Source organism: Paenibacillus sp. FSL R5-0713, from assembly GCF_037973325.1.
Taxonomy (GTDB): domain Bacteria; phylum Bacillota; class Bacilli; order Paenibacillales; family Paenibacillaceae; genus Paenibacillus.
Genome location: NZ_CP150229.1, coordinates 5010237 through 5035770 on the forward strand (window position 1 = coordinate 5010237; position 25534 = coordinate 5035770).

Below are 25534 nucleotides of genomic sequence, written 5' to 3' on the forward strand. Positions count from 1 at the left end.
AAAGAAATGGGGTATAGATTATGAGAAAATTCCTAGTAAAATTGTCAATAACTTCTCTTCTTTTATCAACTCTTGTTCCTATAAATGCATATGCACATAAGTCTCCTAATACTTGTCACCCGAATGGAGAATCTTCTGGATACTCTGTTGATTGTAACAATCATCAAGGTTCTTCAAGTTTCACTTATAATCTCCAAAATGTTGACTCAACATACGCTGGATATGTCAGTAACGGAGCCTCAAGGTGGAATACTACTGGTGTAGTTAATATTACAAAAACTAATACTGAGTCTACTAACGGAAGAGTTATTAAATACACTGATCCTAACACGAGTACCATTGCTTACTTTGGTAATTATTATTCTGACGTTAACGGACATTTATATGCTTGGACTTTAGGAATGAACACATCAATTATGTCTTCTAGAACAGCTGCCCAAAATTCACATGCCTTAACACATGAACTCGGTCATGCTATTGGATTAAATGATCTTTATAGTGATAATAATCAAGGAAAGCTAATGTATGGATATTCGACTTCAACAGCATCTTTTCCAACCAGTAGAGATATTGCTGGGGCAACCGAAGCAATCAACGGAAGTTAGTCGTATTTTAATTTTGCTCTGATAACTTATAAATGAATCTCATAATTCAATCTAAACAATCCCCTTCTATACAAAGTAGATGTTTTGAAACAGTTCCCTAAGTAGCCTTGGTTCAATATTCGACTGAACTAAGGCTGCTTAATTTTTCTTGTATTCAAGTCCGACAATATAAAAAATATCCACTTAGCTACAACTTAGGTAGCATATTTGTTACATTACTGTTGGAATTTCCTCCCCGATTTGACACCCCCCACATAAAGGTCTATCCTAATAACGAACCAACCATTCACTATTAAGGAGTCGTTCTCGATGGTACAAGCCAAGAAAGACGAGGTCAGGAAAGAGATTGAATACGCGGCGCTCAAGGTCTTTTTCGAAAAAGGCTATGTGGATGCCAAGATGAGCGATATCGCGAATGAGATCAATATTTCTGTGGGCAATATCTATACTTATTTTAAGAACAAGAAAGAACTCTTCTACGCTGTCGTGCCGCCGGATCTGGTGGATTATCTGAAAAATGTGCTGGTGGAGACGATTCACTTTGATAATCAGACCTTGTTCGAGGAAACGGATAGTGAGCGAAAGTCGGCACTGTTGCAGGAACAGGTAGATGTATTACGGAAATACCGGAATCAGATTGTGATCATCTTCGAAAAGAATAAAGGAACGATCTACACCAACGCCAAGAATGAACTTGTTGAGCTGATGATCGAAACCAAGAAGGCCTATCTGAAGAACCAATATAAACGGTATGAGATTGGCACCGAGGAGAACTTGATCCTACTGAACATCCTCGCACACAACGTGATCGACATGAACCTGGATCTGTTGAAGCGGGATATGAGCGAGGACAGCCGGAAGCAAATATTCGAAGCGTTGTATGTATACAGACTGTACGGTATGAAAAGTCTCAATGAATAACGCTCCTTCTCATCAATTATGCTGGTTAGACAAAGCGTGCAGATCAGGTCATTTTCACTTGGTTTGCACGCAAAAAATATCTAACATTAAGCAGCTCTATTTTTTTGATCCAAAAATGAATTAATTATTCATTTTTTAAGTTGAATATTTACCATTTACCAAACTATTTAAGTTGAACCTACATTTACCCGATAACGGAGAGGACAGAAATAACCAGAGGAAGCGAAGAGTTCGCCAAAAGCTTTCTGAAAGAAAGCTACATCGTAAGCATGTGCTTATCACCGGATTTCCCCTAATAAGAGAGTATCAAAAAAATCTGGGGATAACAGCGATCCGAAGGTTGTTCTGTCATCGGAGTGATAAGTGTACATACCCATCATTCAACTTATATAGCTTCACCCACATTCTAAGGAGGAACACAACATGAACACCGCTTACGCATTAAAAAACGTCAATCTGATCCACGGAGATGCCAACAGCAATCTGCAAAAAAACATGACAATTCTCGTCAATGAACAAGGACTTATTCAGGATATCGGCCGAGATCATGAACTTATTATCCCAAGTCATTACAGAACAATCGACCTCTCAGGAAAATACGTAATGCCAGGACTGATCAACGCCCACGTGCACCTTTTTGCAGATGGTAAACCATTCAGTCTCTCGGTCAGCGAAGGTATGTTGAAGTTCGCATATGATCGAATCCTGAATACGAAATTCGGCAGAAACATATTGAAAAAACGCATGAAACGCAACGCGCTGACCGCACTCCATGCGGGTGTAACAACGATGCGCAGCGTGGGAGAATTCTTTTACACCGACGTCCAGCTGCGGGATGAGATTAATAACGGTGACTTTGTCGGTCCTAATCTGCTTGTCTCCGGGTTTTTCCTAAGTGTCACAGGCGGACACGGCGCTCCATTCCTGGCTCTGGTGGGCGATTCCCCGTGGGAAGCCAGAAAAAATGTACGCATCAATGTGAAACACAGTGTGGATCTGATCAAAATCTGTGTGACGGGCGGCGTGACGGATGCGAAAATGGTGGGCGAAGCTGGACGTCTACAGATGACGGTGGACGAAGTTGCAGCGATCTGCGATGAAGCGCATAAGATTGGCCTGCGGGTGGCAGCGCATGTGGAGAGCACGGAAGGTGTACGCGTTGCGTTACAGGGTGGCGTCGATACAATCGAGCACGGTTCGGAGATGGATGACGAAATCATTGGTTTGTTCAAAAATAATCCCAATGCCCTGAATGGCTATACCGCACTCATCCCCACCCTGCAAGCCGCCTATCCATCCGCGTCACTGGATAACAGCGTAACGAAGGTCAGTGCAACGGTAAAAGAAAATTCCAGACTCGTCTACGATTCCATGCTCAAAGGTGTAAAACAAGCGATCGAGAACGACATCACCATCGGGATCGGTACTGATGCCGCCATGCCTTACGTGACTCACTATGATATGTGGAGAGAGATGGACCACTACATGAGACAGGCCAACCTGAACAACAAACAGGTCATCGACATGGTAACTCGAACCAATGCGAAGATCCTCGGTGTTGACGATGTTACAGGGACGGTGGATATCGGGAAACATGCTGATCTGATTATGATGGAGCAAAATCCGCTGGAACATATCGGAGCCTTGTCAGACATCTCTATAGTCATGGTCAAAGGAAATCTAATTCAAACACCATCTGTCACAAGAATCAAAGAAGTCGACGATGTTCTAAACTCAGTTTGGTGAATTCAGAATTAAAAATAGGATCAGGAATGAAATCATGCTTGGTATATTTTCAATTGTTTTTCATTATATGCGGAAGTACCCGTGGGGCCCTCTCCAAGAGTTCATGAATGACGGATACAAGTCCATACTCAATCAAGTGATTGGAATCAGCGCGCTCATCATAGGCACGAGTACAACCATGAACAGCATATCCAACAGTCAATATCAGATTATGTTTATCATTTTCCTCACCATAGACGGGATCATTGGGCAACTGATTAATTTCGAGAACATCTTGTCCAACATCATAAATGATATTACTATGATTGGCGGCATCTTGGTGCTTTGTACAAGGTTAAATATTTTGAAGATTACGAAGATCAAGGTATTGAATCAACTGCCTGCCTTATTTGTCCCGATCTCTTATGCTTAAGTTCGGGTTGAGAATGAGATGTAAGAACGAAAGTAACTCATTCGTGTCTATAGCTTAAGACAAACTATCACAAAAACATATAAAAAGTCGACAACACTTAATTGTCGACTTTTTACGATAATTTGATTGGGTAATTCCATTGTATGAATGCTTATTAATGCAGTAAATGGTGACTTTCCCGTTCTCAACATGAATATATTTGGCTAAAACAGCTACTTTGGTTTCCCTATTTAAGGTATTCCAATAAAAATCAAGCGTTTCGTCGATATCGTCAAAGACGCTGACTATAAACGGCTCGCCCTCAAAAGAAGGAATGGGGGCTCCATTTGCCGCATAGGTTGTTATACAGTAGCCAAACCCATTCAAAAAAGCTAATTTATCCTCATTCAACTTCTTGATGTTATATAGATCAATCTCTAACTCTTTTGTATAAACACCCTCAAATCGAGTACTAACGAGACTCTCTAATCGATGTTGCCTGACAAATTGGATGACTCCCATTTTGTCCGTTTGAGGTAAAAGATTCGAGATGGCCTCCTTTATTTGTTCCACAGACTTAACCTCCTGCACCTTGATATTTATTCACGCTGAGCATCCACAGACGGTACCCAAGCAAATAAACCAGAGGACCTATCACAGGTACAATCCACATCGTCCATGATGACAACAGCGCGGTGCCTTTGGTAAGCAAGAATGCAGCAGGATAGAAATTGATGAACGCAAATGGAATGACAAACGTTAAAAGTACTTGTATGAATGTACCGAATACAGGGAGTGGATACGATATGAATTCCTTAAATTTGAAAAATAAGGTGAACAAAAAATTCGTTCTAATCCAAACAAAGGATACGGCTCCGATTACCGACATGAATCCAGCCTGAATCATGGCCCCGCCAATGATACAGAGAATAAGGTACAGCACTTCAGCCCCGGATAAATTCAGGTTTAACTTAAAGAGTGCCCAGAGCAGCACAGACCCTGATATCGCCACATGTGCAAGGTATCCCAAGTTGAATCCCCTGCATACCAAGTATAGGTATGGATTCACGGGTTTGATCAATATTGAATCAAATGTCCCATTCTTCACTTGATTCTCAAGGTCCCGCATTTGCACAAATGAAAAAGAGGCTCCTAGTGCGTAAGTGAACAGCCCCAGACTGTACAACAACGCAATTTCAGGCCAGGACCAACCGGCCAGAGTATCAAACTTTCTTAGAAACAGCCAAATAATAATATAATCTCCGGTATAATTAATGATTTGAGCAATAACTGCAAGGAAGAAGTCCCCGCGATATTCCATTCTTTCTTTAGTTAACAAAAAGACTAATTTCCCAAAAAGTTTCAATGTCATTTAGATCAGCCTCTCTACAGCTACATTATCCACCTTGGACCACCAGACGCTTGATCGCCCTATTCCATAACCAGCACACAAGAAGAGTCAGCCCCGCAGTCCATACTAGACCTGTAATAATAAAAGTTCCTATCTCCTGAATCGTGACCGCTCCCAAATAGATTGCAGCAGGAAGATATCCCAGGTACAGGAAAGGAAGCATTTTGGTTATGGTCACCCACGAATCCGGAAAAAACCATAAGGGTAAAAAGGAACCTGAAAAAATCGTGATGAATCCGCCCAACATCCAATTTAATGCAAAGTGATTCATGAGCCAAAAAGCCAATAAAGATATAAGGTACCCCAACAAAAACGAAATGGCCAATGCCAGGATTAAAGCAATCAAAAAAAACAGAAAATGAATTGCCGAAGCTGGAGGAAGAAAACCAAAGAAAAACCATGCGATGAATAAAGAAGGAATAGAAGTAAACACCAACTGATAGAATGAATTCCCTAGTCCCTCAGATAATAGATGTAGAGGATAAGAAAGAGGTTTAATAAGTTCCGAAGCGATTGAACCTGTTTTTAGACTGTTATCCACTTTTGCACTAATTCCGGTAAGTAGCAGGGCAGCAAGCAACGTGTTGATAATGCTATATGTAATCATTTGCTCTACACCTATGCCTTCAATCTCTCCATTCCCTAGAACTGCTCTCCAGATCTCAGTCAGAATCAAAATAGCCACAAAATTCCCGAGCAATCTTAGCCAAACTTCAGAACGATATGAAAGTTGATTCGAGAATGTTTTTACACCAAACATAATATACGTTTTCAACCCAGGCCCTCCTTTCACAACTCATTTGCTCTATCTTCTTCGTCCAATTTTCTATAGAGTTTCCGAATGACCGAATCTATGTCTGCGCTTTCAATAGAAGCATCTTCAACTGCATGTTCACTAGCGATCTGATTCACACAATCAAATACGGTCCTGTCGCTTTTTTCAAATAAGTACGTTTTTCTTAACCCTTCGTCCTTTATTAGTTTAATCCCGGGTATATCAATCACGCCTGGCTCTTCCCGGAAGTAAATGATAACCTGGCGCTGATCACCCAACGTTGTTCGAAGTTGTTCGACAGATCCGTCATAAACCATATTGCCTTTGTTCACAACAATCATTCGTTGGCAAATTTCCTCAATATCCTTCATGTCATGAGTCGTCAAAACAATGGAGACTTTCTTCTCACGATTAATCATCCTTAGAAATTCCCTAATCTGTTCTTTGGCAATGACATCCAGACCAATCGTTGGTTCGTCTAGAAATAAAATTTTGGGATCATGCAGTAAGGCCATTGCGATTTCCACTCGCATTCTTTGACCCAAACTTAATTGTCTAACAGGCTTTTCAATAAATGAGGATAACGCTAGGAGATCGGAATAGTAGTTCAGATTTTTTTGATATGTGGAGTCTGAGAGCTTATATATGTATTTATGAAGATCAAAAGAATCACGAACCGGAAGATCCCACCATAAATTACTCCTTTGTCCAAACACAACGCCAATATTTTGAGAATTGCTCTGCCTTGCTTCATGTGGGATCGAACCAAGAACCCTTAGCTGGCCAGAAGTCGGAACCAATATTCCCGTCATCATCTTAATCATGGTGGATTTGCCCGCACCGTTTGGACCTAGATAACCTACTGCTTCTCCTTCCTTTATCGAAAAAGTGATATCACGTACCGCTACTTCCTCCGTATACTGCCTAGTAACTAGACTTCTCAGAGAGCCAACCAATCCCGAAAATCTTTTGTATTGCCGATAAACCTTTGTGATACCGTTTACATCAATGATGCTCATAAATCACACCTCGTCCACTTCAGTTAATGTTACACAAACTTAATTTATTACAATTTACACCATTATTTTTAACATATTACCTTTTTGTAAAATGAAAAAATACCATGTTTATTAGATTATTTTTCATATTATAATTAGATGTTTTTTCATGCTGCAATTCTTACTATCAATAATATATATATCTACTCACTTTTTGTGATATCCTTCAACTCAAATCGCGTTAGCCTTTATCAAAGTCATCTCGGTAAAGCTAATAACGCTATAAGGTCGAAGTTCATGAAGAAATCCCCCTTGACGCCCCCTCCAAAAAGGGCTGTTTTAATAACGAACCAGCCATTCACTATTAAGGAGTCGTTTCCTATGGTATGCCTGGACTGATTAATGCCCACGTACATCTCTTTGCAGACGGTAAACCATTCAGTCTCTCGGTCAGTGAAGGTTTGTTGCAGTTTGCCTATGATCGAATATTGAACACCAAGTTTGGCAGAAACGTTTTGAAAAAACGAATGAAACGCAACGCGCTGACCGCACTCCATGCGGGTGTGACGACGATGCGCAGTGTGGGGGAATTCTTTTACACGGACGTCCAGCTGCGGGATGAGATTAATAACGGCGACTTTGTTGGTCCTAATCTGCTTGTCTCCGGGTTTTTCCTAAGTGTCACGGGCGGACATGGTGCTCCCTTTCTCGCTCTGGTGGGCGATTCCCCGTGGGAAGCACGAAAGAATGTGCGGATCAATGTGAAACACGGCGTGGATCTGATCAAAATCTGTGTGACGGGTGGCGTGACGGATGCGAAAATGGTCGGAGAAGCTGGACATTTACAGATGACGGTTGACGAAGTTGCAGCGATCTGCGATGAAGCGCATAAGATTGGTTTGCGGGTGGCAGCGCATGTTGAGAGCACGGAAGGCGTACGGGTCGCGTTACAAGGTGGCGTCGATACGATCGAGCACGGTTCGGAGATGGATGACGAAATCATTCGTTTGTACAAAAATAATCCCAATGCCCTGAATGGCTACACCGCACTCATCCCCACCCTGCAAGCACCTATCCATCCGCTTCACTGGATACTAGCGTAACGAAGGTAAGTGCAACGGTAAAAGAAAATTCCAGACTCGTCTATGATTCCATGCTCAAAGGTGTAAAACAAGCGATCGAAAACGACATCATCATCGGGATCGGTAATGATGCCGCCATGCCTTACGTGACTCACTATGATATGTGGAGGGAGATGGACCACTACATGAGACAGACCAACCTGAACAACAAACAGGTCATCGACATGGTGACTCGAACCAATGCAAAGATCCTGGGTGTTGATGATGTTACAGGGACAGTGGATATCGGGAAACATGCCGATCTGATCATCATGGAGCAAAATCCGTTGGAAATATTGAGGCCTTGTCCGACATCTCTATGGTCATGGTCAAAGGAAATCTAATTCAAACACCATCTGTCACAAGAATCAAAGAAGTCGACGATGTTCTAAACTCAGTTTGGCGAATTCAGGAGTGAAATCATGCTTGGTATACTGATCAATTGTTTTTCCATTATATGCGGAAGTACCCTTGGCGGCCTTGGTCCTGTTCATCAGGACTGAGGGCCTTTTATGTCCAACCTGAGACGGAGAACAGATTCAATCTGGCGTACGATTTGAATCAATGACGAATCACGTAAGATAGAGTTATGAGTTTATGAAAAATAATCACTTCAAGACATTGAACCAGAGGAGACATGACCTATGAACAAAATGAAGAAAACAGGTTTGTGGCTTGGTGTCACGACTCTAACCCTATCACTCGCAGTTCTTTACTTTCCAACATGGACACCAAAAATAAAAGCAACAAACCCTATTCATGTATTGGAACAAGTTAAAATCAATGGTACCGGACATGAAATCATGATCAGAGGACAGGATCTGGACAACCCCGTTATCCTGTATTTACACGGTGGACCGGGGGCATCTGAACTTCCGTACGCGAAAAAGGTCCAAGATTTGTTAGAATCTCAGTTTACGATTGTGAACTATGATCAGAGAGCAAGCGGCAAATCCTATCATTTTTTCGAGGACTATTCCAATCTCTCAGCTGATGTGCTAGTTGAAGATGCACTGGCTGTCACGGATTATATTACTCAACGTCTGGGGAAGAAAAAGGTAATCCTGATGGGCCATTCGTTCGGAACATACATAGGGACTCTTGCTGCGCATCGAGCACCCGATAAATATGAAGCCTACATTGGGATCGGTCAGATGGCAGATACACAACAGAGCGAGATGGACGGATGGAATTACGTTATGGAGCAAGCTCAACTGGCTGATAATTATGAAGACATAAACCAGTTGGAGCAGATCTATGAACCGATCCAACAAGGACAGGCATTCACGCCGCGAGATATCGTTAAACGTTATGGAGGCACATCAAGGTTGATGGACAGCCCTGACACCAGCTTTATGGGAATGACGTTCAGCCAAGAATATAATATGCTGGATGCCATTCGTTTTAATAAAGGGATCAATCATTCGCAAGAAATACTGATAAGTGAAGCCCTAAGCCGTCCTTTGCCATCCTTGATCACGAAGCTGAACCTACCCTTTTATTTTGTCATGGGAGATTACGACTTAATGACTTCATCCCATGCCGCCAAGATGTTTTTTGACCAGATTGAAGGAGATCAAAAGGAATTCATTGCCTATAAAAACTCGGCTCATTACCCACATTATGAAGAGAAACAAAGATTCTTTGATTGGATGGTAGATACCTTTATCAAGCAAAGACCTTAATCATTCAATCCTTTGCCCTCCAGGATCGGCTGCATGTACTTCTCAATTCGTGACACTTTTGTTTTGGATTGCTTCGGTTGTGAGAAATAATAGAGATAGGCCCGCTGCCGTCCGGGTGTGAGTGCTTCAAATGCATCTCGAAAAGCAGGATTTCCATCGAACTGCTGCTGAAGTTCCTCAGGGACGCTATATTCGGCAGTCTTTTTCATCTCCACTTGCAGTCCGGCCTGTTCCACTTCAATCGCTTGCTGAATATAGGTTTTGATCATAGCCTCCTGCTCCACAATCTGCTCCAGACTGGTGAAGCGAAGCTGGCGCTCTGCCTGTACATTCTCCGTCTGCTGAACCAAAATGCCGTGTGTATCCTTCAGCAGAGCACCTTTGAAGAACAGAATGGCCACGTACTCTTTGAATCCATGGATGAGAACGATGTTTTTTCCATCAAGCATATAACAAGGATGCATCCATTTCATATCCTCTGTCAGGTCAAAATCTCGAATAATCTCTCTCAGCTTCGCGGACTCTTCCTTCCACGATTTTAGTTTCTTAATATAGCCGTCAACTTTGCGATTCCCACTTGTATCCGTCATGGAGAAATACCTCTCTTTATCTCATGTTCTTATAGGTTCAATTGTACTGGTTTTCAGTGGATTGTACAGCGTTGCTTACAGAGCTTTTATTGACCTTTCCACTTGAATTTAAACCTTAATAACAAACACAGCCACCCTCTCAAGGTGCCCTATCATTCAATCCAATCTCATCTAATAAGTTTCAATCGACAGTTCACCATACCCATAGTAAAATAATGGAATGTCTATTTCCATAATTCCAACATATGAAAGGATGATCCAAATGAGAGAGTACACCGTCGTTCCAGGTCCCAAAAATGTTCAAGTAAACCGAGGTGATACCCAGGCTGCTGTTAATTTATTTGCCGATATCATCAATCACAAAGCACAATCCGGATGGATCTACCAATCCATGGAGTCGTTAGCCGTTACCGAGAAGCCCGGTTGTCTCCAGCAACCTGTTACAACGCATCATTATATGCTGATTTTCTACAGAGAGATGCATTAATCGCACAACAATCATGAGAAACTCAGAATCTGAGGAACTGATATATAATAACATGCCATCCGAAGAAGAACTTATTAGACTCTTACATACACATCATGAAGAAAACGATCCTCGAAGCAGTTTCTATATAAGAACTCATGTTATTCCAGAAATCGATTGGTTGAAGTCTTTACTCAACGTTACACTTGCACTATTCACAGGACTAGTCATCTCTATGATCTGTTTCTATCTTCTGAATCTATTCATTCCAGTAAATGCTTTGCTAGGTGCCCAGATTGTTTTCATAACAAGTATGTTCTTCATCGTTCTACAACGTGCTGGAGCAATCCTCATATGGAGTATTAGAATTTATCAACGTTTTGCCCCCATTGAGGTGAGGAACAAATGTCGCTTTGAACCAAGCTGTTCGGTATATATGATTCAAGCGATTGAGAAATACGGAACGGTCAAAGGTCTTTCCCTGGGCATCCAGCGTCTTCGCAAATGTAATATCAACGGTGGAGGATATGATTATCCATAAAGCAAAAAGGTCCATAGGCAATCTATGGGCCTTTTGGTTTGGTTAACATTTCTGGCTTGAGCTAATATCCAGTAGTGATTGTGTCTCACCTTCCAACATGGAGGAAGCTATCATCATGAAGTCTTCAGCCCCAATCTCAAAATGGCCTTTGCGAAATGGAAATCCCCAATTGCGATTGCCGCGTGTAAAAGTGAGTTGGTCTAACAAGGTTGCAATCTTCACTTCTCGGCATGGAAGATAACGGAGATCTCGGCGAAAGGGTACAAAGGTTTCCGACATCTGAAATTGGTAAACCCTGTTGTCGATAATCTGACCAATAGCGGTAAACGCCTGAAGTGGCTTCCCTGTTGATATCTCTGTACGTGGAGAATAGTATATCATCCAGTCACCTGGGGACATCTGTCTCAACATTGCGGACTTGCCATGGCACAGCTGCGCAAACCCTCCCTCTACGGCTACATTCACATGAGAAGCAGATACAACACCAATCCAATATCTGCTGTCCTTATTTGGTTTCATAGATACATCCCATCCCCTTCTCTCGGTTACATCTCCAGATTCGATTTCAATCGATCCAATTGTAAAAAATGATGTCTGTAGTGCATTTCTATCAACAAAAACCACTCCTGAGCGTTTAGAGCGCCAAGCCTTGGATGACCTATTTTGTTGTTTACCGATGCTTGGTATACAAGAGGTTCTGTACTCCTCATCCGTTCCACGACCATGTGAAGCCCATCAATCAAGGACTCCATACTCTCGGGTGGTTGCGGGGTGTACTGCGGGGAAGGAGGTACTTTAACGGGAACGGGAGGGAAGTGTCCTGATTCAAACACTTGCCTACCCAGTTCTGTTTTTTCCTCATCCGAGTTTAACGCCGAATCCTTGCTGCTCAAACACTGCTCAACATTATGAAGATGCATGAAAAGCGCTGATTGAATCAAATGTACATACATCTGTCCAATGGACCATTCCTCCTCACTCTGTTTTTTATGTAAGCTATCCATATCCAATTTGTTCAGTTCTGCCAAATATCGTTCTACTGCAGTTTCCAATGATTTCAATGCTTCCGTTGTACTTCTCATCCTTCAACCAACTCCAATTCCTCTTGATCTGTGATATATCAAAGTATAAAAAAACACTACTGACAGGTGTGTGTCAGTAGTGTTTTAAGATGTTTTTGGCGACTTCCTGCATTCGAAAGCGTAAAGAACCCGGCTCCAAGACCTCGATATCCCCACCCCAGCCAAGCAAATAATGTAATATTTCCTCCGGATGGCGGACACGAAAATGAAAAATCACACCATCCTCTTCCTCCTCAAATGCATCCATATAGAAATGAAGGGCCTCCATAATTTTGTCAGCAATCTCAGGTTTAGCCCGAATTAATACGTGTTCGTTACGGTCGTCAGGAGGTCGATAACTGTTCAGATCAAAATCTGGCGGCAAATGGAAGTGTTCCTCCAGCTCTGAAAGTTCAGTCATGCGTGACAAACGAAAATGACGAATGTCTTGCCTTAGATCACAACGTGCAATCAATACCCAATTCTCCTGGACAAGCGAGAGTCCATAAGGGGAAACCTCACGCATGTTATACCGAGTGCCATCCGCTCCCGGCATTTTCTTCAGGTACATAAAGCTGATCTTCCGTTGCTCCAAAATGGCATTACGAATCTGGTTAAGGTATGTCTTCACCCTCACTCGAGTTAAGGGTTCAAGCGTATGAAGCGTTCGCATCGTTTCCCGGACACGTGTGGACTCGTTACGAACGGATTCAGGTAAGATGGCTTCAATTTTCCGTTGAGCCGATTTAGCCTGCATCGCGTATTCCGTATCCAATCTCTGTTCAATAAAATCAGCTCCCATAAGCAGGGATACCGCTTCTTCTGCGCTGAAGCTTACCGGGGGCAGAAAATATCCTTCCATCAAGGAATACCCATGACCCGGGGCTCCCATGATCGGAACGCCAGCTTCACTTAATGCCTGGATATCTCGATATATCGTACGTACACTTGTCTCGAATTGAGCCGCTAAATCTTCTGCTCTTAACATCTTTCTTCGCTGCAATTCAAGCGTAATTGCAAGCTGCCGCTCCGTTTTGTTCATGTTCCAAGCCCCCACCGTTTCATCATCCAGATAACTTATTCTATCACAATAACTTGTCCTCTTAACTTCTGCTGAGAACTGGCAGAATTCAAGATAGCGAAAACACAAAAAATCACAAATTTCCGTTCCTGCTCAACATTAAGCCCGTACTTCCTCATAATTTTTTTCGCCCCCAATATATTGATTAGAGTGAATTTATGATAAAGGATGTGAAATACAGTGGCTTTCATTGAAAGATACGTAATCAATGATACCGGGGCTATAACTTTTACAGGAAATACGCTGGGGCTAAGCCGGTCCAATACGGTGGGTGTTCCCGGTACGGTGGACAGTATTGGAGGGTACATCATCACGGATCCCAACGTACAGTTCGGCTCCTATCCACCTGGAACCACCAACGTATTTCAGAACAACAGCTCAGCTGCTGTTCTCAATCTGCCTGTGGGAAGTACTGTTCTCTATGCGGAACTAATCTGGGGTGGAACATTCATTGATAATCAGGAGAACAATTCGGCTTTTATTAACAAAGACGTCATTCTGACCACACCCGTCGGTGTAACCACCGTCTCTCCCGATCCAGCCACAGCTAGAGAAGTTCTACTTTCAACGGCATCTGGATTTCCAAGAACCTTCGCTTACGTAAGATCATCGGACGTAACGGATTTAATTCGAGCTGGTGGGGCAGGTACATATGTGACAGGTGGCGTAGTCGGGACGTTGTCCATTCCTGATCCGACGTCGAATCATGCAGGCTGGACACTTGGCGTGGTTTACCGCAATCCAGCCTTGCCCCTGCGGAACCTTTCGATTCGGGTAGGTGCCGAAGTTATTCTTTCGACATCAGGCCCGGTTACTACACCGATTGAGGGCTTTGCAACACCATTTTCTGGCCCTCTGGCTGGCAGAGCCTTACTCGGAGCTCAAGAGGGAGATGCGAACAAAACGGGAGATCAGGCTTTGTTTGGTCCCACCGTCTCCAATCTAAGGGCATTATCCGGTCCGAACAATTTCGCAACGAATTTCTTCGCCTCCCAGATTAACGGAGATACCGGGGCATTGGACACCACAGGCACCTTCGGCAACCGGAATCAGATCAACGGTACGCCTGGGACGAATATTGTGGGCGGACGACAAGGATGGGACATTACTAACGTGGATGTCAGTACTACACTTGTGAACACCCAAACTTCCGCTTTACTGCGTTTAACAACTTCGGGCGACGGATACTTGGTTGATTCCTTTGCCCTGCAGATCAATATTAATACCCCTGTGATTACTGCCACGAAGACCGCGAGTGAACAGAATGCAATTGTCGGAGATACGATTACGTATTCGGTGCTTGTGGAAAATACTTCCGTTTCGGACGCTACGGATGTGGTGGTGTTCGACAACATTCCTGCGGGAAGCTCCTTTATACCCGACACAGTTACCATTAATGGGGTATCACAGCCGGGAACGGAGCCCCTAACCGGAATTTTTGTCGGCTCACTTCCGGCCGGCAGCTCGGTTATCGTTACATTTCAGGTGCAGGTGACCTCATTGCCTACACCACCTCGTCTGTTTGACCAAGCAAAAGTCGGTTATACAGCACCTACTGTTCCGGATGGCCCCATCATCTCCAATGAGGCTCCGTCCAATGCGGTCACTGTCCCTGTCTTTCAACCGGACATCACGATTGAGAAAAGCGCAGATACAGCCAATGCTCTAGTTGGCAGCACAGTGACATATACACTGGTCGTAACAAATGTCGGAAATATTGATGCAATCAGCACCGTAACGGACCCGATTCCGGAAGGTTCCAGCTTTGTACCAGGGAGCGTTACGGTTAATGGCACTGTACAGCCGACAGATGATCCCGTTTCTGGTATCAACGTTGGAAATGTCGCCATTGGTGATACGGTAACTGTCACATTCCAGGTACTGGTGTCTGGGCTGTTTCGGGGATTCGACTTAACGAACCAGGGGACTGTCAACTATACCTCCCAACTGCCTGATGGGCGTGTGATCACAGACACATCTGTTTCCAACATCGTAACCGTGACTGTATCCACTCCGCTGGTCAGTGTTACCAAAACAGCAAGTGCCACTGATGCTGTTATAGGAGATACACTAACCTACACCGTAGTTATCACCAATTCAGATACTGATCCGATTAACAACGTTGTATTTGCAGATGCCATTCCAATCGGATCGGCATTTATTCCTGGCAGTGTAACCATTGATGGAATCGTTCAGCCCACAGCAGATCCGGTTACAGGGGTAAGCCTTGGAACCATTGGTCCCGGCGTGTCTGTGACCGTCACATTCAGCACTAATGTTATTTTTTTACCCGATCCGCCCGAGCTTGCTGATCAGGCACAGGTTACGTTTACGAGCGGCCCGTTCGAGCAAGCATCTTTCTCGGATCCTTTAATCATACCCGTATATCAGCCTATCATTACAACAACCAAAAGCTCCGATCCTACCTTTGCAGCCGTTGGTCAAACGTTAACGTTCCAATTCAATGTCACGAATTCCGGCAATATCGCTGCAGACGCGACACTGACGGATATAATCCCGCCAGATGCCGCCTTTGTACCGGGGACCGTGATATCCAATGGCATTCCATTGCCTGCGGCTGATCCAAATGTAGGTATTCCTTTAGGAACGCTGGCTCCAGGGGAATCCCTGTTTATTACATTTCAGATTATCGTGAATACACTGCCTGCCAATCAGCAACTATCGAATCAGGCAACGACGGACTATACATTTAATCCACCGGATGGACGTGTCATTTCGGGAAGTTCCCCTTCCAATGAAATCATCATACCAATATCCACTGTTGACCCGATTGTAACTAAAAGCGCTGATGTTATTGATGCTGTGGACGGAGATGTGATCACTTACACCATCGTTATCGATAATATTGAAAGCTTCACGGTTAATGACATCCTCCTTACGGACTCGATCTCGGCCGGCTCCGAGCTTGTTCCAGATAGTGTAACCTTGAATGGGACGGTCATTCCGGGAGCCGATCCTTCTGCTGGTATTAATGTCGGCAGCATTCCTGGCAATAGTCAGGTTATCATTACCTTCCAGGTCAGCGTTACCGATCTACCCGTACCTCTGCCCAATCCTTTTTACTTGACAGATCAGGCAACCATCCAATTTACTGTCGGAACAACCACTTTAGAGAACTTGTCCAATATAGTAACTATCCCCGTATATAGTCCAATTATAAATATCGAGAAATCCGCCTCCGAATCAATTGCGGTTGTGGGAGACACCATTACGTACTCTCTACTCATCACCAATACGGGGAATCTGAATGCAGATGTCATATTGTTTGACCCACTCCCGCCGGGAGAGACGTTTGTGCAGAACAGTATATTCATTAACGGGAATCGATGGAGCGGGACCAATCCAGTGACAGGCGTTATTCTGGGCACGATATCTCGTGAATTCCCTGTAAATGTCACATTTCAGGCTGCAATCACTTCGCTTCCTGATCCGCCTGTACTGAACAATCAAACCAGAGCTGACTATATTGCCATTCTGCCAGATGGTCGCATTCTCAGTGACAGCGTATTATCCAATATCGTCTCCATCCCGGTTACGGCTGAGAATATTATATCCGTATTGAAATCAACACCTGCCCAGCATGTTCAGATAGGGGAAACAATCACTTATACGATTTTGATCGAAAACAATGTATCGACGCCCATTACCGATGTTTTGCTTACGGATCCGATCCCGGTCGGTACCACATTTGTTCCAGGAAGTGTTACTGTAGATGGCACCGTTACCCCTGACGCCGATCCGTCTACAGGCATAACGATCAGTTCGATCCTGCAAAATGACTCAGTAGCCGTCACTTTTCAAGTCATAGTTAATGATAGTGTTATTAACGAGCCTATGCCTGTCCTTGTAACCAATCAGGCGCAAGTCCGATTCACCACAGGAGATTTCACAGATACCGTGGAGTCCAATGCAGTGACAACACCTGTAGATCTCCCGATCATCACCATAGTCAAAGCGGCAAGTACTCAAAATGTACAGATTGGAGATACGGTTCAGTACCTGTTTACTGTCCGTAATTCAGGTCCAGTTCCAGCTCAAGTGACCTTGTTCGATATATTGTCAGCCAATACGACTTTTGTGCAGGGAAGTGTCGTATCCAATGGCAACCCTTTACCCTCAGCCAACCCTGTTACTGGCATTCCATTGGGAACGATTGCTCCGGGGCAGCAAATGGAAGTCGCATTCTCGGTGACCCTTACCTCCATACCTCCAAGTTTGGAGATTATAAATCAAGCGACTGCAAGCTTTACTTTCCTTACCGCAGACGGAAGAACACTAACGGACAACTCACAATCGAATTCCATTATCCTTTACGTAAACAATCCCAATGTATCTATTAACAAAACGGCGAACAGACCTGATGCCTTACTTGGTGATGTCATTACTTATAGCCTCCTTATACGCAATAATAACCGATCACTCATAAGTTCGGTTGTATTAACCGATCCTGTTCCTCAAGGAACATCATTGGTAACGGGCAGTGTAGTCGTTAACGGAGTAGCGGCACCGTTGGGAAACCCTGCGGCCGGAATCAATCTCGGCATTATTCCGCCAGGAGGCACCACCGTGTTGTCCTTCCAAGTCAGAGTAAACGCAAACACTACGCTTTCACTAATTACAAATCAGGCGAACCTTCGCTATACGTTGGGACAGACAATTTTTACACTCCAATCCAATCCCGTCAACGTACTCGTAACCGCCACTTCGCCAACACAGATTACCCTTCAAAAAACAGCAGATAAAACTTCAGTTGTTGTGGGCGACACCATCACATACCAGATCGTCGTTACCAATACGGGAAAACCAATCGTTCAGGTTACGATTACCGACCCAATTCCGACTGGAACCCGATTCGTTGAGGGTAGTGTAAGGTTGGACGGACAACTGGTTGCTGGAGCTCATCCAGCCGCGGGTATTTTCATTGCATCCCTTCAGCCGGGGCATAGCGCAAGTATTACGTTTGAGGTTATCGTCATTAACCAGCCCGTAAACGGAAGTATCCTTAATCAGTTTACAGCCAAATTTCAAGCTCAGGGTCAAGCAACAGTTGGGTCACTCCAATCCGAAACAGTGGTTATTCCGAGTCGTTTGCCACAGCTCACCATTGTCAAAAGTGCAAACAAATCTGAGGTCGAAGTCCATTCTCATCTCCGTTACAAAATTTTGATTCATAACGCAAGCTCATTGCCAGCGATAGATGTCATTCTGAAAGATGTACTCCAAGCGGAGTCCACCTTTATTGCTGGCAGCGTGGTGGTTAACGGACAGCTCCTACCCGATGGAGACGTTGTGAAGGGACTTTCACTGGGGACAATCGCCCCAGGAGGGACGGTAGACATTCAATTTAATGTGCTGGTGCACAGCATACCTGAACACTGTCGATTGCTTAATCAGGCGTTATTACATTTTAACATTGCACTGCCCGATGGCAGTCTGCTTCCTTCTTTCCTAGCCTCCAATAAAACCGATGTGGAGATTATAGAACAGGAAGAATAAGCTGCGCTGAGAGCAGACTTTTCATAACCTGTCCACATGCAAAATAAACAAAGGCCATCCTTGTCAGGATGACCTTCGTTTATTTTCATTAAATACTTTGCAGTTACACGTGAAGCGCCAAAAGCAGTTTGTAGATCATCGTCACAGCTTCCGCTCGAGTCGTTTCACTGCCTGCACGAACCGTATGGTCCGTATATCCGCTAACAATCTTCGCCTGCACCGCTGCATCCAGTGCTTCCTGTGCCCAAGACGGCGTCTGCGATGCATCATTAAAACTTGGTTTAACGGATGTATTGCCAGACATTCCGGCTTGTGCCTCCGAACTTGCTTTTAGTGCATTCGCCATCATGACTGCCATCTCAGCACGGGTAATCGTCCGATCGGGCTTAAATGTGTTATCGCCGTAACCTTTCACGATTCCAGCTTGCATGGCTGCGGTTATGTCTCTTTTCGCCCAGTCGGGCAGATTACCTTGATCTGCAAACGTTGTATCCGACTCGACAGACTTCAATGCCAGCGCCTTACTGAGCAACGTAACAAACTCTGCCCGGGTAATCTTCTTCGATGGTTGGAATGTTCCATCTGTGTAACCTTGAATCACGTTCATGCCCAACAAGCGATCTGCGTAGTCGGAAGCCCAGTGTCCATTCAGGTCAGGCAGATTCACTGGTATATAGCTTGACACAACGAATGTACCCAGATGATTCACATTGGTCGTTATGTTTCCTGCTGCATTCGTTTTGCCACCGATAAATACCCAGCTCTGACGAGCTTCATTATAATAGTAGATTGCAGGTTGGGTGCCATTCGGCAGTTCTGTCGAATCCACTTTCAAGCTCAATACGGCCTGGTCATTCAATGTTCTTCCGCCACTGCGACTAATCTGTACAGCTTGTCCAAGTACATTCAGGGAAGCTGTCTTCTGCAACTTGTCCTTGGCCACCAAGGACACTTGCAACGTATCCTTGGAACCAATGGCTCCCGCTGGAGCGTTGAATTGTACGATGTCTTTCAAACCGGCTTGAACTGGCTGATTCGCTTCCACCTCAACCTTCACTTCAGTGGATGAGTCTGATCCCGTTTCAGGGTTCGTTGGTGAGGTTGGAACGATAGGCGTGGTTGGCACACTTGGTGTACTTCCCCCTGAATTCCCACCAGAGTTGCCTCCATTGCCTCCACCTGAACCCCCGCCACTATTGCCTGAGCGGGCTTGTACAGTCACGGTACGGATAACTTCCTGTGCTGCATTACCAGCGATATCCTTCACGTTATACCGAAGGGTGTAGATTCCTGCTGCTTGTGTGTTCACCGTGCCATCCACATGCACGGAACCACGGATGCCGACATTATCAGAAGCCTGTGCTCCAGGCTCGTTGTACGTATCTCCCACGTTCAGCGTCATCTGGCTGCTACCTTGCAAGCTGATGACGGGAATCTCACGGTCCATTTTAATGACCAGAGGTAAAGTATACGTTTGTTCCAGATCATCGGTTGCCCGGAATAAAAGGTTGTGCTCCCCCGGCTCCGTTATCTCCAAAGGCGTATTCCCTGTATATGGTTCGTATGTCTGCCCTCCATCACGAGACAACTCGATGATCGCAGAAGTAGCAGGTGCGTATACTGCGCCGGTTACACTAACTGTTACGGACTGGTTCGTCCATGTATCCGTGTAATATGGCTGACCGTCAGCGGTAGTCATGTTGCTTTTCAACACCAGCGCCTGATTATTCGTACCTTCCACAATGACAGTGAACGTTTTGTTTTGAGATTCCGTGCCACGCTGCACAGTTGCCGTCAGTTCCAATCGCTCATTATTGTCAGGTTGTGTTAGCAGCTTGCCTTCGTTATTCATTCGTTCCGGGTTGGAGCTGGACCAACTAATGGTTGCACCATGCTTTCCTTCAACAGGAAGGGTAAGATCGGAATGGACCGCGCTCAGATCACCCAAATCGATTGCTTGAATTGTATCGGTTACCGCCTGTGCATCACTATAAGGTGTGGCACTCATGAAAATTGGGTTGGAGTAGAACCACAGGTCGCGGTAGTTGCTCTCATTAATTTGATTAAAACGGGTGGTTGCATCCGCAGTCGTATTTTTCGGATCAAGCTGCGGTTCGCCATTGACAGTCTCACCTGTCACGTTCATGCCCAGATTCGTCCCGCGCAGGCGGAAATACTTGTCCTGGTCTGCAGCTTGGATCTTGTACGTGATGACATTATAGCCTTCGGCATCTGTCGTCCAATCGTTGGACGTGAAAGTAGCCAGTACTTGGGTAGAGTCATTGGTGTCTTTGGTATATGCGGCTGTACCCTTCTCAGCCTTGGCTGTCACATCTCCGGCGATGAGATCAACGTGATCCACAACGGGTACTTGTCCGGCGGACGCACCATTGTTGATTGGATTTTCATAGTTGTTACTCGTCGCGGGACTCTTGAAGCGAATCTTCAGCTCTACTTCATCACCTTGGGTAACATTAAGGTCTTCGCCCATCTCAACCTGATTACCCGCTCCGGATGCCGTGAAGTCCAGTGCATTAATCAGGTCACCGAATACGGAAAATGATTTCCCCGAACGCAGTCCATCCAGAACAGCCTGCATCCCTGTACCCTCAACCCAGGAATACGTCTTGGCATATTCGCCCGGAAAATAACCACTGGAATTCGTGCCAATCGTCTTGAAATGGTAGTCCGAATTGCCATAGTTCCAGAAATGACGTCCTTCTCCAAGCAATGCATCCCATAATCCGCCAACCTTGGCGACCATGTAGTCTACGCCGCCATATGTACGGTATTTGTATCCATCATCAGCGGTCGGATTAGCTACATTGTAGCTTGTGTTGTACCCACCACGATCCGGTTCCATCTGATTGCCGAGCATGCCTTCGATACCGAATACCACTTGTGGAGCCAAATCGTTGAAATCACGGAAGTCCGCGATGGTATATTTGTTTTTGCCCCGTGAAGGGTGGTTGATCATCGCATAACTTGTCATTGGATAGTTGGTCGCGAGCCAATTGATGGCGGTTAAGGCATCCTGATGAGTCGTGTAGGCACGCCCCCCGTTCTGATCCCAATTCGCTACGTCTGCCGCATTAAACAGGTTCGCTGCCCGATTCGTGAAACGGTACTCGAATTCCTTGGCAGCGTTCAGCGCTTCGGTTGAGTTCGGCTCATCCGTGAGAATCCCCACTCCAACGTGTTCATGTGTAGGCATGTCCCATTCGAAACCGGAAAAGATCGTTTTACCTGTGTATTTGCCTGCATCCTGAAGTGCCTTGATCTGTGGTACCTGATATTCATTCATTCCTTGGGACATGGGTATTGGTCCATCCGAAATGTCGTTCCCATTGTGATCTCGCTTGGATAACCGCAAGTGATCCGTAAGCGCGATCCAGTCCAGCCCATATTTGGTTAAACCAGCATCAAGCACGTCCTCCAGTGAAACCTGTGCATCATCGGACTCAAACGTATGTACATGCAAATCTCCCGTTTGCCAAGAACCTGTTGCCTGGCTGTTGATTGGTGTGTTGTCTCCTGCATCTGCATATGTTATCGCAGCAGGGAAAGCTCCCATGACCATCCCTGTAGCCAAGGGTATAAGTGTAAGCATAGCGAGCATTTTCTTGCCTTTATGAATGAACAAAATCATCCCACCACCCGTTCTGAGTTGTTGTGTCGGGAGTAAATATAAGAGACTTTTGGGGGCAGGGTCAACGACCTGAAAGCATGTATTTAAAATTTTACATATGGCTGTATTCTTTCATATTCCGTTAAAGGTTTTTCTAACTTATCCTAACGAAGTTATACTCTATACTGCTCCATATTGGGGGAGTGAATCTAGGGATAACGCAGCAATTAGGAGGTGATGCAAAATTCAGAGATTGTTCACGATTCAGGAAAGTTCCACCACTGCTGTGGATCATTAGGAGGAGAATTGACATAGGCGGAATCATCAAGCGGAGAACATAGTGGTTTTTGTAAAAAGATCAGGGTTACGCATACGCCGAGTATAGAAAAAGCACCCACGAACCACAGGCATGATATGTCCTGAAGCCGCAGGTACTTTGGGTGGGTGCGATTTTGTTGCAGCCTTTACATCTTTACTTTTGTGAACTGGGTGCAAGTTGTTTGTAAGATTAAAGGTGTGATTGATGAACCTACTTCCATTATTAAATTTCCTACGGTAAGTGTTTGCTCATATCATGGATAAAACCATCATTACCATAAATGGCTACAACAAGGTATTTTTGTTGAATGGGTATTGGAATAACAAGCGCTTGCTTTCCATTAAAATAATAACGGTCCTTCCTCTCGATCCAATTTTCGTCCGTGTATATAATATTCACAAAATCCATATCATGAGGCACTGCTCTATCGTGAATAACGACACAGAGATAATCCCCTAATTTCTGGACTGAAATCCCTTCCTCATCTTCTTTCCATACATACTGATTTGGTTGCATGACAAGCTTGTTCTTGGGTGATTTGGTAAGTATGGACGCTTTGGCATCTTCCCCTTTTACACTAACCAAAAGTGCCGATTGATCATTCACGATTTTGACTTCTGCGTATTTCAAATGATGCATTTTGAGATAACTATGAATTTCTTCTTTGGTAATCGGTTCACCACTTGCGCCATTCGTTAACAGAAGCATGGATAACATTAATTCAAATAAAAATTTCATCTTATGTACTCCTTATCTACTAAAAACTTCGGTATTATGCTGTTGACCGATGTAACTGATAATATCAAAAATATGGAATTCTAACAATTCAATCACAGTATAACAAAAATCATTCTTAGTTCATTTTCCGTGTTTCAACCAGATACATACGTCTGTAAAACAGCAAACAGTCTTTCAGATCAGATCTGAAAGACTTTCACACTTCTCAACGATAAAACATTCAACCAAACCGGCCACTAATATAATCCTGTATACGTACATCCACTGGCTCAGCGAACATGCTCTGAGTAGCAGAACACTCCACCACTTCGCCGTTTAGGAAGAACACGCTCTGCTGGGATACGCGAGCGGCTTGCTGCATGTTATGCGTCACCATCACAATGGTATAACGCTCCTTCAATTCATGCGTCAGCTCCTCAAGCTTGAAGGTAGAGAGGGGATCCATGCTGTTTGGGGCCAAAGGTCACGTGATCATAGATGGATTTTGGAAAAAGATTCGGTTGCTGGAAGACCATGCCGATCTTCTTACCAAGGGTCTCCACATGAACTTCACCACTGTAGATATCGGATCCTCCTACGGCAACTTTACCCTCAATCCGTGTGTCGGGTATCCGGTCATTCATGCCGTGCCTGTTGTCTAATATGCTGCATGTATCATCCATATGAGAGCTTGTCTGCCTCATCCCCCTTAACTTCCACGTTCATAGTAAAAATAACTTATTACGTTGTAATTATAGGAGTCGAATCATTGCAGCTACTCCTTAACACTTCAAGCTTTAATCTGCTCATATAATCGTGTGCTCACTGAAGAAGGACGAATATGCAACTCACTTAAACGTTCTTCAAGATCGCGATAGATACGTAAGACATGGTCATGATTGCCCATGGACAAATATGCTTGCATGGCACAACGATACGCTTCTTCTTCATAAGGGGAATGCCGCATGGCACGTTCCGCTGCTTCTGCTGCCTTCTTGTCGTTATGCAGTTCCAGGTACTTCTCGGACAGCTTCAGCATCAGTTCCAATGCACCGCGCTCGATCTTCTGGCTAAGTTCAGACATCCAGAAATAATCTTCCTGCGGAAGCAGTTCATCCTGATACATATGTAAAGTCCGCTCCATTTGAGCCAGTGGAACATCTTCCTCGCGTTGCATTCGAAGCACAAGTTCCAGTACATCATATACATCAGCACGGATTCGCTTTTTGTCCAGCATGTAATGTTCATTCCTGTAGCTGACCATCTGCTCCATGCCCAACTTCTTCAGGTTTTTCCTCAGCAGACTCACACAGGTATGCATATAGATTTTGGCCTTTTCGTAACGCTCATCAGGCCACAGATGGTCAATAATGCGATCCCGGTGAACAACACCGGTGATCGGGTCATGCAATAGCAAATACGCAAACAGTTCCTTCTCCTTCGCTGTACGCCACATGACCATTTCACCATTCGTAGGCGTGACACGAAAATTCCCCAACATTTGTACAAATAATTGATTTGACTCACTGCTGTTCCCCGAAGATTGCCATGCTGGTTCCGCTTCAGATGACTTAGTCGCGTTTCCCTTATCCTTCAGCAGTCTGTCAATGGTTTTGGACAATCGGCCCATCTCAATCGGTTTGAGCAGATAATCCAGAGCCTCATGTTCAAAAGCAGAGACAGCATAATGATCATAAGCCGTTGTAAATACAATGACGGCATCCGGTTCGACCTCATGGATATTCGCTGCAAGCTCCAATCCGCTCATGCCCGGCATCTCAATATCGAGGAACCAGATATCCGGTCGTGTATGCTGAAGTGCCTCCAGTGCCTCGAATCCATTCACCGAACGCCCAGCAATGGCGACTTCTCCCGTTCGAGTTAGAAACATCTCCAGCATATTCAGCGCATGCGGCTCATCGTCCACCAAATAGGCCTGCAACACGGTCTCTCCCCCTCTG

21 protein-coding genes and 1 pseudogene are annotated in these 25534 nt (G+C 44.6%); 10 read left to right on the top strand and 12 right to left on the bottom strand.

Going from position 1 to position 25534, the window contains the following annotated elements:
• The first annotated feature begins 20 nt into the window (after positions 1-20).
• From MKZ12_RS22340 to MKZ12_RS22355, 4 genes are all read left to right on the top strand, one after another.
• Positions 21-605: a hypothetical protein gene (locus MKZ12_RS22340; RefSeq protein ID WP_339256779.1), complete on the top strand. Its 585-nt coding sequence runs from the start codon at positions 21-23 to the stop codon at positions 603-605.
• A gap of 309 nt (positions 606-914) precedes the next feature.
• Positions 915-1526 carry a TetR/AcrR family transcriptional regulator gene (locus tag MKZ12_RS22345; protein ID WP_090903820.1) on the top strand — a complete coding sequence of 204 codons (612 nt, stop codon included), beginning with the start codon at positions 915-917 and terminating at the stop codon, positions 1524-1526.
• 423 nt (positions 1527-1949) lie between these two features.
• Positions 1950-3272 (top strand): amidohydrolase family protein, encoded by a 1323-nt coding sequence (locus MKZ12_RS22350; RefSeq protein WP_339256785.1) that lies wholly within the window; start codon positions 1950-1952, stop codon positions 3270-3272.
• Positions 3273-3306: 34 nt separating this feature from the next.
• Entirely contained in the window at positions 3307-3684 is a 378-nt protein-coding gene (locus tag MKZ12_RS22355) for a DUF554 family protein (protein WP_339256787.1), read from the top strand.
• 54 nt (positions 3685-3738) lie between these two features.
• On the opposite strand, the gene MKZ12_RS22360 is transcribed toward MKZ12_RS22355, so the two are convergent.
• From MKZ12_RS22360 to MKZ12_RS22375, 4 genes are read right to left on the bottom strand one after another with little or no spacing between them, the layout of a single operon-like run.
• Positions 3739-4236 (bottom strand): hypothetical protein, encoded by a 498-nt coding sequence (locus MKZ12_RS22360; RefSeq protein ID WP_339256789.1) that lies wholly within the window; start codon positions 4234-4236, stop codon positions 3739-3741.
• Between the two features lie 4 nt (positions 4237-4240).
• Positions 4241-5035: an ABC-2 family transporter protein gene (locus MKZ12_RS22365; protein WP_150365926.1), complete on the bottom strand. Its 795-nt coding sequence runs from the start codon at positions 5033-5035 to the stop codon at positions 4241-4243.
• A 25-nt stretch (positions 5036-5060) separates the two neighbouring features.
• The gene (locus MKZ12_RS22370) at positions 5061-5849 is read right to left on the bottom strand and encodes an ABC-2 family transporter protein (protein ID WP_124115778.1); all 789 of its coding nucleotides are present in this window, start codon (positions 5847-5849) and stop codon (positions 5061-5063) included.
• Positions 5850-5863: 14 nt separating this feature from the next.
• Complete coding sequence (locus MKZ12_RS22375; RefSeq protein WP_124115777.1) at positions 5864-6868, bottom strand: ATP-binding cassette domain-containing protein; 1005 nt, start codon at positions 6866-6868, stop codon at positions 5864-5866.
• A gap of 365 nt (positions 6869-7233) precedes the next feature.
• Between MKZ12_RS22375 and MKZ12_RS22380 the strand changes: the two genes are divergently transcribed.
• The 3 genes from MKZ12_RS22380 (at position 7234) to MKZ12_RS22390 (ending at position 9653) form a co-directional block, all read left to right on the top strand.
• Positions 7234-7950: an amidohydrolase family protein gene (locus MKZ12_RS22380; RefSeq protein WP_339256791.1), complete on the top strand. Its 717-nt coding sequence runs from the start codon at positions 7234-7236 to the stop codon at positions 7948-7950.
• Between the two features lie 50 nt (positions 7951-8000).
• Positions 8001-8312: an amidohydrolase family protein gene (locus tag MKZ12_RS22385; protein WP_339256793.1), complete on the top strand. Its 312-nt coding sequence runs from the start codon at positions 8001-8003 to the stop codon at positions 8310-8312.
• 300 nt (positions 8313-8612) lie between these two features.
• Positions 8613-9653: an alpha/beta hydrolase gene (locus tag MKZ12_RS22390; protein WP_339256794.1), complete on the top strand. Its 1041-nt coding sequence runs from the start codon at positions 8613-8615 to the stop codon at positions 9651-9653.
• On the opposite strand, the gene MKZ12_RS22395 is transcribed toward MKZ12_RS22390, so the two are convergent.
• Entirely contained in the window at positions 9650-10243 is a 594-nt protein-coding gene (locus tag MKZ12_RS22395; protein ID WP_339256796.1) for a YdeI family protein, read from the bottom strand. The two genes, MKZ12_RS22390 and MKZ12_RS22395, sit on opposite strands and share 4 nt — an antisense overlap.
• 262 nt (positions 10244-10505) lie before the next feature.
• Here MKZ12_RS22395 and MKZ12_RS22400 point away from each other — a divergent pair, with 262 nt between their 5' ends.
• Positions 10506-10730, top strand: coding sequence for a hypothetical protein (locus MKZ12_RS22400; protein ID WP_091020237.1), 225 nt, complete (start codon positions 10506-10508; stop codon positions 10728-10730).
• Positions 10731-10890: 160 nt separating this feature from the next.
• A complete protein-coding gene (gene yidD / locus MKZ12_RS22405; protein WP_339256799.1) occupies positions 10891-11250 on the top strand; it encodes a membrane protein insertion efficiency factor YidD in 360 nt (119 codons plus the stop codon).
• A 42-nt stretch (positions 11251-11292) separates the two neighbouring features.
• Here yidD and MKZ12_RS22410 read toward each other — a convergent pair whose 3' ends face one another.
• The 3 genes from MKZ12_RS22410 to MKZ12_RS22420 form a co-directional block, all read right to left on the bottom strand.
• The gene (locus tag MKZ12_RS22410; RefSeq protein ID WP_339256801.1) at positions 11293-11769 is read right to left on the bottom strand and encodes an EVE domain-containing protein; all 477 of its coding nucleotides are present in this window, start codon (positions 11767-11769) and stop codon (positions 11293-11295) included.
• 26 nt (positions 11770-11795) lie between these two features.
• Positions 11796-12332: a DinB family protein gene (locus tag MKZ12_RS22415; protein ID WP_339256803.1), complete on the bottom strand. Its 537-nt coding sequence runs from the start codon at positions 12330-12332 to the stop codon at positions 11796-11798.
• Positions 12333-12405: 73 nt separating this feature from the next.
• Positions 12406-13353 (bottom strand): YafY family protein, encoded by a 948-nt coding sequence (locus MKZ12_RS22420; protein ID WP_339256805.1) that lies wholly within the window; start codon positions 13351-13353, stop codon positions 12406-12408.
• Positions 13354-13572: 219 nt separating this feature from the next.
• Here MKZ12_RS22420 and MKZ12_RS22425 point away from each other — a divergent pair, with 219 nt between their 5' ends.
• Positions 13573-18909: a hypothetical protein gene (locus MKZ12_RS22425; protein WP_339256806.1), complete on the top strand. Its 5337-nt coding sequence runs from the start codon at positions 13573-13575 to the stop codon at positions 18907-18909.
• Positions 18910-19012: 103 nt separating this feature from the next.
• Here the strand turns inward: MKZ12_RS22425 and MKZ12_RS22430 are convergent, their stop codons facing one another.
• From MKZ12_RS22430 to MKZ12_RS22445, 4 genes and pseudogenes are all read right to left on the bottom strand, one after another.
• Positions 19013-22552 (bottom strand): S-layer homology domain-containing protein, encoded by a 3540-nt coding sequence (locus tag MKZ12_RS22430; RefSeq protein ID WP_339256808.1) that lies wholly within the window; start codon positions 22550-22552, stop codon positions 19013-19015.
• A 535-nt stretch (positions 22553-23087) separates the two neighbouring features.
• On the bottom strand, positions 23088-23594 hold the full coding sequence (locus tag MKZ12_RS22435; RefSeq protein ID WP_339256810.1) for a hypothetical protein: 507 nt from the start codon (positions 23592-23594) through the stop codon (positions 23088-23090).
• A 220-nt stretch (positions 23595-23814) separates the two neighbouring features.
• Positions 23815-24241: pseudogene (pstB, locus tag MKZ12_RS22440) on the bottom strand (phosphate ABC transporter ATP-binding protein); the annotation flags it as partial.
• Positions 24242-24363: 122 nt separating this feature from the next.
• Positions 24364-25518 carry a response regulator gene (locus tag MKZ12_RS22445; protein ID WP_339256812.1) on the bottom strand — a complete coding sequence of 385 codons (1155 nt, stop codon included), beginning with the start codon at positions 25516-25518 and terminating at the stop codon, positions 24364-24366.
• Positions 25519-25534: the final 16 nt, after the last annotated feature.